The organism is Pseudarcicella hirudinis (assembly GCF_900115665.1).
Classification (GTDB): domain Bacteria; phylum Bacteroidota; class Bacteroidia; order Cytophagales; family Spirosomataceae; genus Pseudarcicella; species Pseudarcicella hirudinis.
Genome location: NZ_FOXH01000002.1, coordinates 599,782 through 610,967, shown reverse-complemented (window position 1 = coordinate 610,967; position 11,186 = coordinate 599,782). Strand labels below are relative to the sequence as shown.

Annotated in this window: 10 protein-coding genes; 8 read left to right on the top strand and 2 right to left on the bottom strand. The window is 37.5% G+C overall.

Annotation, left to right across the window (positions count from 1 at the left end):
• Positions 1–35: 35 nt before the first annotated feature.
• On the bottom strand, positions 36–1,754 hold the full coding sequence (locus BM179_RS05650; RefSeq protein WP_092013493.1) for a sensor histidine kinase: 1,719 nt from the start codon (positions 1,752–1,754) through the stop codon (positions 36–38).
• 332 nt (positions 1,755–2,086) lie between these two features.
• Here BM179_RS05650 and BM179_RS05645 point away from each other — a divergent pair, with 332 nt between their 5' ends.
• The 7 genes from BM179_RS05645 to BM179_RS05615 all read left to right on the top strand — a co-directional run bounded on the left by BM179_RS05645 (position 2,087) and on the right by BM179_RS05615 (position 8,724).
• On the top strand, positions 2,087–3,460 hold the full coding sequence (locus BM179_RS05645; protein ID WP_092013490.1) for a sensor histidine kinase: 1,374 nt from the start codon (positions 2,087–2,089) through the stop codon (positions 3,458–3,460).
• A 58-nt stretch (positions 3,461–3,518) separates the two neighbouring features.
• Positions 3,519–4,142, top strand: coding sequence for a response regulator transcription factor (locus BM179_RS05640; protein WP_092013487.1), 624 nt, complete (start codon positions 3,519–3,521; stop codon positions 4,140–4,142).
• A 189-nt stretch (positions 4,143–4,331) separates the two neighbouring features.
• Positions 4,332–5,231, top strand: coding sequence for a hypothetical protein (locus tag BM179_RS05635; protein ID WP_092013484.1), 900 nt, complete (start codon positions 4,332–4,334; stop codon positions 5,229–5,231).
• Positions 5,232–5,525: 294 nt separating this feature from the next.
• On the top strand, positions 5,526–6,014 hold the full coding sequence (locus BM179_RS05630; protein WP_218159166.1) for an HPP family protein: 489 nt from the start codon (positions 5,526–5,528) through the stop codon (positions 6,012–6,014).
• A 139-nt stretch (positions 6,015–6,153) separates the two neighbouring features.
• Positions 6,154–7,407 (top strand): serine hydrolase domain-containing protein, encoded by a 1,254-nt coding sequence (locus BM179_RS05625; RefSeq protein WP_229632903.1) that lies wholly within the window; start codon positions 6,154–6,156, stop codon positions 7,405–7,407.
• A gap of 127 nt (positions 7,408–7,534) precedes the next feature.
• Positions 7,535–7,729 (top strand): 30S ribosomal protein S21, encoded by a 195-nt coding sequence (gene rpsU / locus BM179_RS05620; RefSeq protein ID WP_092013475.1) that lies wholly within the window; start codon positions 7,535–7,537, stop codon positions 7,727–7,729.
• A gap of 107 nt (positions 7,730–7,836) precedes the next feature.
• Entirely contained in the window at positions 7,837–8,724 is an 888-nt protein-coding gene (locus BM179_RS05615; RefSeq protein WP_092013472.1) for a phage lytic cycle repressor MrpR family protein, read from the top strand.
• Between the two features lie 94 nt (positions 8,725–8,818).
• Here the strand turns inward: BM179_RS05615 and BM179_RS05610 are convergent, their stop codons facing one another.
• Positions 8,819–10,438, bottom strand: a complete 1,620-nt coding sequence (locus BM179_RS05610) for a beta-N-acetylhexosaminidase (protein WP_092013469.1) — start codon at positions 10,436–10,438, stop codon at positions 8,819–8,821.
• Between the two features lie 307 nt (positions 10,439–10,745).
• Here BM179_RS05610 and BM179_RS05605 point away from each other — a divergent pair, with 307 nt between their 5' ends.
• On the top strand, positions 10,746–11,114 hold the full coding sequence (locus BM179_RS05605; protein WP_092013466.1) for a VanZ family protein: 369 nt from the start codon (positions 10,746–10,748) through the stop codon (positions 11,112–11,114).
• Positions 11,115–11,186 lie beyond the last annotated feature (72 nt).

Here is an 11,186-nt window from a genome sequence, read left to right as displayed (position 1 = left end):
CCTTTTTAATCAACTGGTGGTTACTGATAATACTTTTATTCCAGGTGTCTGGATATTGTAAAAAAGAATTTACTTCCTGCTCCGGCTTCACTTTCAACCCACATTTTCCCTCCGTGTTTTTCGATGATTTTATTACAGATTGCCAATCCTACCCCTGTCCCTGAATATTCTTTTTTGTTATGCAATCGTTGAAAAATGGTAAAAATTTTCCTGAAAAACCTTGGATCAATGCCTATTCCATTGTCTTTGAGAGAGAACTTCCAGTATTTATCTTCTTCCTTTACTTCAAAATGAAGTTCCGGTTTATACTCGCTTCTATATTTCAGGGCGTTTCCGATTAAATTCTGGATTAACTGTTCCATCTGCATTTTATTGGCTCTTATAACCGGAAGCTGTTCAACTATTACAGTTGCTTCATCCTCTTCAATTCTTTCCTTAAAAATTGTTAAAGACCTTGCCACGATGTCATTCATATCAACCGCCTTAAAAGTATCGCGATTAAGACCTACGCGCGAATATTCCAGCAAATCCAGAATGAGCTGATTCATTCTCTGAGCACCATCTACAGCAAAATGAATATACTTTTCTGCCTGCTCGTCAAGCTGCCCGCTATACTTCTTGTTCAAAAGCTGCAAAAAGCTGTTTACCATCCTCAAAGGCTCCTGAAGATCATGTGAAGCAACGTAGGCAAATTGTTCCAGTTCCGCATTTGAAGAAGCCAGCTCTGCTGCTCTTTTCTCCAGCTTTTCATTCAATTCTTTCAATAAAATCTCTGATTTTTTTCGCTGCGTCAGGTCTGAGAAAAAAATAGAAATCCCATCTTTCAGAGGATAAATCCTGTTCTCATACCATCTGTCCCATGGAGCAAAGTATTCCGTAAGAACAACGGGGATTTTATCCTTCATTACTTTCTCGTAATTGAGGTAAAAAGGCTGGTCAATGCCTTCCGGAAAAAGATCCCAGATTCTCTTACCCACTAATTCTTCTGTTTTCTTACCAACAAGCAAAGCCCCTTTTTCATTGGCAAACGTACAAATCCAGTCTTTGTCTAAGGAAACATAACCATCAGAAATACTATCTAATATATCTTTCAGAAAAACCTGGCTTTCTTCAGCCAGTTTCTTTGAAAGATGCGCTTCATTCAATAGTTTTTTAATTTTCTCTTTGGAATCAGCATCACAGAACTTTCCGATATTTCCCCATAAATCACTGTTTTCCAGTAAATTTTCAGCATATATATCAGTTTCGATAGCCTTCAGATTGGCATTAAGACTTTGTAAATCAGGATTTCTCTTTTGCAGCAGGTAATGGTATTTCAGGTAATCCGATAAATCTGACGGCTGACCGGATAATGAATTTTCTGTTTCTAATTCTTCAAAAATTATCAGGTATAAGGCAGGTTGGTCTTCTGCCCGGATGAGTGCCTTAGTGGCTATACGCAGCCAAAGTGTTTTATCATCAAATTCAACTCTGAGAATTTTGGTTTTGGATTCATGCTTTCCGTTTTTCAGGTCTTCAATCAGCATTCTGACGGAGGCATGCAAAAGGTGATGAACTACGTTCAATACATTTTCTGAAACTTTAAAAAAAGAATTGTCCGCAGCAAACTGAGAAACATCCCCTGATATTTCCTTTATCTCAAATAAATGATCGACAACAATGTAAGGATGTTCAAAAGAGTGGTATAAAGTCTCCTTTATCCGCCCGGAAATAGAAAAGCCTGACTCCAGCTTTGCAGGAATACTCCTTTGCATTGTATTAAAAAATAGAATTTAAAACCGTAATTTAATGTAAAGAATGGTATCAATAAGGGTCAGGCAGTTATCAACAGGAAGCCTAATCAATTGCTGATTTATGCATAGCCCGTTTTAGATGGTAAGTTTATGTACTTATTTTGTCATCTCAAAATCTAACAGATTATTTATGTCCATCAATTTCAATTTTTGCATAAAATTGCACTAAAAATGTATCTCAATTTGCAAATATTCAATAATCTATAGTTTCCGGGATATTTTCACCACGATAATCTGAAAGAAACTTAAAAAAAATTATATTTGAGTACACAACACATCCGCTCTTCATTTCCATGACTTTCGAAGAAATTGTTCCGATTTTTATAGGTATGTTAGGCATGATGATGCTGTATGTTGGCTTACAATCTTTTTTTCTCCGCGACAAGGCTTATCTGTTTTATTTCCTGTACATTTTAGCGTGGATTTTCTTTTTCCTGTTTCATAATACGAATGTTTACCATCTTTTTGGTGAAAACACACCGCTTTCTCAGTTCTTTTTTATTTTCCACCGGGTAGGGTTTCCGATGTTTTCCTACATTGCTTATTTCTGGTTTTCCGATGCCCTGATGGATTTGCACAAAGAGTTTCCGGTTTTCTGGAAATATGCCGGATTCGCCCAGAAACTTCTTTGGGTATATATCATTTTCATGCTGATTATCAGTGCTTTTTCAATTGATCTTAACTATACTTTTTACTTTGAAATCATTCATACTTTTGTAAGAATCAGCTTAGCGATTGTGGCGACGATCGGGATTGTGAACGTCTATCAAAAACGTAACAGGCTCGGACACCTTTATGTAACCGGTTCAGCTTTACTGATCTTCTTTGGCGTAATGGCTATGGTCTTTTCGTTTTTTATGAAGCAAGACCTGAAATACTTTTGGGAAGCCCCTCTTTTTTATCAGCAGATCGGTATTATTCTGGAACTTCTATTTTTCTCAATTGCATTGAGTTACAAGAATAAAAGGACTGAAATTCAGAAAATCAGTACCGAGCAAATGCTTAATCTTGAGCGGGAACAACGGGAAATTGAGCTCCTGAGAATTGCCCTGGAAAAACAGCAGGTCGTCGAACAGGAAAGAAACAGAATTTCCAAAGATATGCATGATGATCTGGGAAGCGGCCTTACAAAAATCGCTATTCTGAGTGAAGTAGCTAAAAGACAAAGAGGACAGACACTTGATAATCAACTCAGTAAAATTTCTGAATCAGCCAGGGAATTAGTAGACAATCTAAATCAGATTATCTGGACACTTAATCCGCATAATGATAACCTTGAAAGCCTTTCTGCTTATATAAGAGAATATGCCAGCAAATTTCTGGATACTTTTGAAATCGACTCTTCTTTTGATTTTCCCGTTAAAATAGATTCCATTTCTCTTCCTGAGCATACCAGAAGAAATATATTTCTGGTAACCAAAGAGTCTTTAAATAATATTGTAAAACATGCCAAAGCCACGCAGGTCAAAATTCAGCTGAGTGTTGGAAAAGATGACTTTTCTTTACAAATTCTGGATAACGGCATAGGTTTCGACTCTTCTCATACCAGGAAGTTTGGCAACGGCTTAAAGAATATGGAAAAAAGAATGGAAGAAATCGGTGGAAAATTTGAGGTTAGCTCACTACCATGTAATGGTACTCTTTTGAAATTTACTACTTTTATGTGATTGATTATTGTACATATTGAAAGTAGTTTTACTTAAAATCAGACAAACCTAAATCTCTATGCCAATTCAAGTCGCAATTGTGGAAGACACTTCCGATATCAGGAACGGACTTGCTTTGCTTATTAATGGAAGTGAGGGTTATTCATGCGAGCATACTTTCTCTAATCCGGAAGACGCCCTGCTCTTTCTTCCGGCTCTTCATCCTGACGTGGTTTTAATGGACATCAATCTCAACAATCGCTTGTCCGGGATAGATTGCGTCCACCAGCTGAAAGCACAGATGCCTGATACACAATTCCTTATCTGTACAGTTTACGATCAGGATGAGTCAATTTTTGAATCCCTGAAAGCTGGTGCCACCGGATATATTCTCAAAAAAACACCTCCTACCAAATTACTTGAGGCTATAACTGAAATTTATCAGGGAGGTTCTCCTATGTCCAGTCAGATTGCCCGTAAAATCATCAGTACTTTTAGTGAAAAACCAATCCCGCAGCCGGCTTACCAGTTATCGGAAAGAGAAAGAGACATTATAGAAGCACTTTCCAAAGGTTTGCGTTACAAAGACATTGCCTTATCCCTTCATATTTCAACGGATACAGTCCGTACTCATATTCGTAATATTTACGAAAAACTACAGGTTCATTCAAGAACAGAGGCCCTGAATAAGCTTCGTTTCTAAACTTCGTCCAAACTTTACTACTTTCATGCGATTGACATAAGTTAATTATTTTCAGCAATTTTACGTAAAATCAATCTACCGTCAAATGCATTATCTTTCATCAGGCATTCCGCCAAATGCCGGGAGGATAATGTTCTTAACTATTCCGAAAATGTGTCATAACATTCACAAACCTGTTCTTTTAAAAAAATGAAAAAAAATGCTGTTCTTCTTCTCCTGAGTTTAATGTTCATGGCTTTCTCTCTGATCGATGATGCCATCAGCCGTATCGGCAGTACAATGGAAGAAATGAAAACCGAAGTGCTCAACAATGTTGATCGTTCAGAATTCAGTATCTGGGCTTCAAATAATGTTAAAACAGTTTGTACTAAAATTCCCGCAGGTCAGCAGGCTCCTGCGGTAAAGGCCGCTCTTCAGGCAATCAGAATTTTTGTTGAATCTGATGAATTTAAAAAAGCTTATGAGAGCAATCTGAGAAGCAGGTGGGCTATTGATGAAAAAAGAAATGTTTCACCGGAACGTAAACAGGAAATTCAACGTCAGCTGGAAAATTATAACGCTGAAATGATGAATATGATGATTCCGATGGAAATCTCTGCCAATGAGTCTATTATCAAAACTTATGTCGAATCTCCTCCGGAAGCACAGAAAATGCTGTTGCCGATGATTCCCGGTCAAAACCTGGAAAAAGCAAAAGAAAAATTAGAGCAACTGAAAAAGGTTAATAGCATGCTTAAAACCAATTTTGCTCAGGCCAAGAAAGATTATATTGCTTTTAAAGTAGAGCAGACAATAGATATGGAAGAAGTACAGGCCAAATCAGACAATGCTCATAACCAGGCAGAATTCGAGAAACACATGCAATATAAAACACTAATTATCAGCCAGTTGAAAGATTTCCTGAATGACTCTGAAAATATTGACTTTTCTGCCCAGACCAAAATGAATCAATATCACAGAAAGGAGTTTGTAAATCCGGCCTATGAAAGTAAACCAGGTGAATGGAAGTTTTATTTCCGTTGTGGAAAAGAGCCTGTAACAGCTGCACGGGAATTTTGTCAGGCCTGGTTAAAAGATCTTGAAAGGTAATCGGTCTGAGTTATTTTGTTATCCTCTTATATATTCTGAAAATCAACTATTTAATCCATAAATTTATTATCTTTATAAACTCATTAGCATATTAAAATTCAACAAACTTTAGTCTTTTATCCATCTTGCCCTAACCTTATTATTACCAACTGGTAACATCTTCTACGATCATCGTAAATGAAAGCTACATCAATTTTATTTTTAAGACGCTCTGGTTTTAATTTGTGTTCTGAAAAGAAACAAAACCATACGCCTGCGGCGTCTTAAGAACTGATGAAACGATATTTAAAAAAAATGAAGGGCGAAACCAAATCTCCCAAAAGGCCTCCTAACAGACATATAGCATGGTCATGGTTAGGTGGATTATTAGGGATTTCGGCAGTGGCATTCCTTACAGAATATACCAGACAGCCATTTTTGATGGCTCCGTTCGGAGCTTCATGTGTACTGATGTTTGGTATTCCGGATAGTCCGCTTGCCCAGCCCCGCAATGTCCTTGGAGGATATTTGGTTTCGACTATTATCGGTTTAGTTTGCTATCATGTATTGGGAACAGAGTGGTATTCTTTAGCTATTGCCGTTTCTTCCTCAATCGTGGCCATGCAATTGACCAAAACCGTACACCCGCCGGCCGGCGCTGCACCTTTAGTCGTAATTATCAGTCATGCAAACTGGGGATTTCTCATTTCTCCTACCCTGACTGGCTCACTTATTCTGGTACTGATTGCATTACTTTTCAATAACCTTAACAAAGCCCAGACCTTTCCTAAATACTGGAGATAAATTAAACTTTGCTAAAAAAGTATAGAACTATCCGGCTTCTTTCAAGGGGCTGGATTATTTTTGTATTTTCAGGAGAGAATCTGTTGATTTTCACCTTGTTGAAAAGTAAAAAATATAACAAACCAATTTAATTATGAAAATGAAGAACTTATACCTGTTTCTGCTGCTTACCCTTTCAACCGGTATTTATGCCCAAAAACCTCAGCAATTTGTAATCGGACCGCCGGAGAAAGTAGGGATGTCATCGGAAAGGCTCTCCAGAATCGAGAGTCTGATTAACAGAAAAATAAGCGAAAAACGGATCCCGGGAGCCGTGGTTTTTGTAGCCAGACACGGCCAGATCGTGCTCAACAGAGCTTATGGTATGAATGACGCAGAAGCAGGCAAATCTCTGAAAAATGATGATATTTTCAGGATAATGTCCATGTCTAAAGCCCTCACTACCACTGCTGTAATGATGCTTTATGAGGAAGGTAAATTCAACCTGGATGATCCCATTTCTAAATATATTCCGGAATTCAAAAATCCGCAGATTCTGGATACTGTTAATCCGGCCGACAGTACTTTCACGGCTCATCCTGCAAAAAAGGAAATTACGATCCGCCACCTTCTTTCGCATACTGCAGGTATTCCTTATGAAAGTGCTTTATATGCTAAAGCGAAGATTCCTACTTATTATTCGATGAAACCTGAAAAAATCTCTGAAACTATTCCAAAACTGGCAGCATTACCAAAAATACATGAACCCGGAGAGAAGTTCACCTATGGTTTGAATACTGATGTTTTAGGGTATTTTATTGAAGTGATTTCGGGCATGCCGTTTGATCAGTTTTTGAAGAAAAGAGTTTTTGAACCGCTTGAAATGAACGATACAGGATTTTCAGTAGATGATTCAAAGAAAAGCAGACTGGTGAAAGTTTATGAAGAAATCGGAAAAGAACCGGGGATTACGCCTAAACCAAGTTCTATGTGGACAGAATATCCTGTTTCCGGACCAAAGACTTATTTTTCAGGAGGAGCGGGATTAACATCGACAGCGACGGATTATGCTAAATTCTGCCAGATGATGCTGAATGGGGGCTCTTTTAACAATAAAAAGCTACTGAGCCGGAAAACCATTGAACTGATGACCATGAATCAGATCGGAGATTTAGAGGTTTGGGACAGAAAAAATAAATTCGGATTAGGTTTTGAAATCTATACAGAAGCCGGCCATGCCAAATTACCAAGTTCAGTGGGAGCATTTGAATGGGGAGGCATGTATTATACGCACTACACGATTGACCCGAAAGAAGATTTGATTCTGGTTGTATTTTTCCAGGTATGGCCAACAAAAGGCTGGGGAATAGAAAAGCAGGTTCAGCAGTTAATTTACCAGTCGATTATCGACTAAAACTAACAGAATCAGTCCTAAACCTTAAAAATCAACCGTTTAAATTCAGAAAAATACTTGACTTACACAGCTGAATCATTTATCTTTGCACCTCAGTTTAAGTTAAGACATAAAACAAAAAATCAATATGCTGATTATCAACGTAAAAGAAAACGAGTCAATTGACAAAGCGCTTAAAAGATTCAAAAAGAAATTCGAAAAAACTGGTGTTGTGAAAGAACTTCGCAGACGTGGTGCATTCGAAAAGCCTTCTGTAAATCGTCGTACGGAAGTTATCCGCGCTACTTACAAGCAAAAAATGTACGGTAATCTTGAAGCTTAGTTTTCAGGTTGACTTTTCTATCAGGTATTTTTTACCCGTTATCAGTTAATCGTGTATTAAGCAGATAACCGTCAGCATTTTATATAAAAATTGACTATCTTAGAATCATGAATTCAGAGATAGTCAATTTTTTTTTAAAGTTTATCCAATCCGAAAAACGTTGCAGTCAACACACCTATCTGGCTTATGGCAACGACATGAATCAATTTGTCAGCTATCTGGCTGTTTCTTACGACTTTCACCATCCTGAAATGGCAGATCATCAAATGATCAGATCCTGGATTGTTTCTCTTTCCGAAGCCAAACTGGAAAACCGCTCTATTAACAGAAAAATTGCAACCCTCAGAACTTTCTACAATTTCCTCCTCCGGAAAAAAATTATAGAAAAAGATCCGATGGTAAAAGTTTCAGCACTGAAAACACCTAAAAACCTTCCGGTTTTTGTGAGAGAGTCGGAAATGGATAACCTGCTAGACAATATAACATTTGAAGCCACCTTCGAAGGAACAAGAGATAAACTGATTCTTGAGCTGCTGTATGGCTCAGGAATGCGACTTTCTGAATTAATTGAATTAAAAGATACAGATGTAGATTTCTATAATAAAACCCTGAAAGTTCTGGGAAAAAGGAATAAACAGCGAATTATTCCAGTCAACCAGCAATTGCTGTCTCTTATACAAGGTTATCTTGCCTCAAAATCAGAGGAGGGTCTTTCCTGTGAGTATCTGATTGTCAGTCAGAAAGGCGAAAAATCCTACCCCGGACTAATCCAGAGAATTACAAAAAAATATCTTTCGCTGGTTACAACCCTGACCAAAAAATCCCCGCACGTTTTACGGCATAGTTATGCAACGCACCTGCTAAATAACGGAGCTGATCTGAATGCAATTAAGGACCTGCTGGGGCACAGCTCACTTTCAGCAACACAGGTTTATACCCATAATTCTATCGAAAAAATCAAAAAAATCTATGAACAGGCTCATCCCAAAGCCTGATATAAAAAAAACCATCCCGAAACATTAAGTCAGGATGGTTTTTAAAACTATTCAAGCATTTAATTTAATTGGTAATCAGTTGTAATTGAGTGTGTTATTTTTTCCCTGCAATAAATGCGTTGCAGAAGTTTACTTTCAGTTTTTCCAAACGTTTTACATGAACTTTCATACGTTTTTCGAAATCCTGATAGTTTTTAAGTTCTTTCGGGCTCCAGGCAATTTCAGCCAAAGCACTTGCACGGGGATAAGCCATATATTCCACATATTCAGGAGTTGCCATGTACTCAGTCCATACATTAGCCTGAATTCCGATAATGTGTTTTTGCTGCTCGGCAGTTAATTCCTTAGGCATTGGTTCGTATGAATATGTTTTCTCCAATGGTAAATATCCACCAATTGCAAGCGGTTCTGTTTTAGGATCAGCCTGATAATAATCAAGATAAAAATATCCTGTCGGAGTCATAATTGCATCGTGATTTTCTTTTGCCGCGGCAATTCCTCCCTCAATACCTCTCCATGACATTACGGTTGCGTTCGGAGAAAGACCGCCTTCAAGAATTTCATCCCAACCGATCATTTTACGGCCTTTTGAAGTAATAAATTTGTCGATACGACGGATGAAATAACTCTGCAATTCATGCTCATCTTTCAAGCCTTCACGTTTCATCAAATCCTGGCAAAAACGGCTTTCTTTCCATTGTTTCTTAGGACATTCGTCTCCGCCAATGTGGATATACTGACTTGGGAAAAGTGCCATTACTTCAGTTAAAACATCTTCAAGGAAGGTAAAAGTCTCTTCTCTCGGGCAGAAAACATCATCATGAACGCCCCATGTAGTTACTACCTGGTAGATTTTATCAGGATTACATCCTAACTGGGGATAAGCAGCCAAAGCAGCAGTAGCATGTCCTGGTAATTCAATTTCAGGAATAACATTTACAAATTTCGAAGTAGCATAGGCAACAACTTCCTTAATTTCTTCCTGAGTATAAAATCCGCCATACTCCTTGCCATCATATTTATTTGTACCATAATGGCCAACGAGTGTTTCCTTACGTTTTGAACCAATCTGAGTCAGCAACGGGTATTTTTTAATTTCAATTCTCCAGCCCTGGTCTTCAGTAAGGTGCCAGTGGAAGGTGTTTAATTTATGCAAAGCAAGAATATCGATAAACTTCTTGATAAATGTAACCGGGAAAAAATGACGGCCCACATCCAGCATCAAACCTCTGTAAGCATAACGCGGAGCATCTTCAATTTTACAGGCCGGAGCTTCCCATTTAACGTCAGAAACTTTAACAGAACTGAAAACTTCTGCCGGTAATAATTGCATCAAACTTTGAAAAGCATAAAAATATCCTTTATTTCCCTTCGCTGTAATTGTGATTTTCTTAGGAGTCACCTCTAATACATATGCTTCATCAGATAAAGCTGCATTATTTTTCAATTCAACTACATTCGATGAACCCGTTGAAGCAGGCTTAACCTGTAGGTTCAAACCACTTGATGTGTTGATCTGATCTGCAAAAAGTTTAGCAATTCGCTGCGTCTCATTGTCGCCGGTTTTGAAGACTACTTTAGTATCTTTAGTCAGTTTAAAAACACCGCTCTGAGGAACCAGTTTCTGTGGTACCGGAACAATATTATATGTATTCTGACTGAAAGCGCTTACACTAATGCAAATCAGGCAAAGAAGGGTGAAAAGTTTTTTCATTTGAATAAATTTGGTTTATGATTCAATGCTCAAAAACGCTCCTCTGGTAAGAATATATACTTATTGTTTCCGGGTGCGTGAATTAAAAGAATTGTTCAAATGTAACTCAAAATTCTTCAATATGAAAAAAACGAGCTCTTAAATGGGTATTTATTTTTTAAAATCAGAATTATAATACCGATTAAAAAATACAATGCAAAAAAATACATATTTGCACAGTTTGCACACGTATAATTTTACACGTAAAAATATCAAAAGCTTAACTTAAAAAGTTCAGTCTTTTCATCCAAAATATATAATTTTGTATATGCAAAAAATATTTCAGATCCTTCAGACCAAATATCCGGCGATAATCTGGACGGTTATCATTTTTACACTTTGCAGTCTTCCGAGCAAGGAATTACCGGAACATGGTACAAGTGATAAATTCGATCATTTTGCTGCTTTTGCCATTTGGTCATTCTTATGGTTATTTAACGGCAGCAAATCTTTATGGGTAATTCTAAGCGGAATAGCTTTTGGCCTGCTGATTGAATTCTGGCAAAAGAATTTACCAGTGGAGTTCAACAGATCTTTCGACTTATTTGATGCTTTAGCAGATTCAATCGGTGTGCTTTTAGGCTTTGGTGTTTATGTAGTTTTTACAAGATTTCAGTCAAAATTTAATAAAGCATAGTTTTCCTTAACTCTTCTGAACAAAGAAAAAGGTGGCAAAACGAATCGTTTTACCACCTTTTTTACGAATATC

Coding starts and splice junctions, on each gene's coding strand:
- BM179_RS05610 (WP_092013469.1), bottom strand. CDS start 10,438: ATGAAAAAACTTTTCACCCTTCTTTGCCTGATTTGCATTAGTGTAAGC.
- BM179_RS05630 (WP_218159166.1), top strand. CDS start 5,526: ATGAAGGGCGAAACCAAATCTCCCAAAAGGCCTCCTAACAGACATATA.
- BM179_RS05615 (WP_092013472.1), top strand. CDS start 7,837: ATGAATTCAGAGATAGTCAATTTTTTTTTAAAGTTTATCCAATCCGAA.
- BM179_RS05635 (WP_092013484.1), top strand. CDS start 4,332: ATGAAAAAAAATGCTGTTCTTCTTCTCCTGAGTTTAATGTTCATGGCT.
- BM179_RS05640 (WP_092013487.1), top strand. CDS start 3,519: ATGCCAATTCAAGTCGCAATTGTGGAAGACACTTCCGATATCAGGAAC.
- BM179_RS05605 (WP_092013466.1), top strand. CDS start 10,746: ATGCAAAAAATATTTCAGATCCTTCAGACCAAATATCCGGCGATAATC.
- BM179_RS05645 (WP_092013490.1), top strand. CDS start 2,087: ATGACTTTCGAAGAAATTGTTCCGATTTTTATAGGTATGTTAGGCATG.
- rpsU (WP_092013475.1), top strand. CDS start 7,535: ATGCTGATTATCAACGTAAAAGAAAACGAGTCAATTGACAAAGCGCTT.
- BM179_RS05625 (WP_229632903.1), top strand. CDS start 6,154: ATGAAGAACTTATACCTGTTTCTGCTGCTTACCCTTTCAACCGGTATT.
- BM179_RS05650 (WP_092013493.1), bottom strand. CDS start 1,754: ATGCAAAGGAGTATTCCTGCAAAGCTGGAGTCAGGCTTTTCTATTTCC.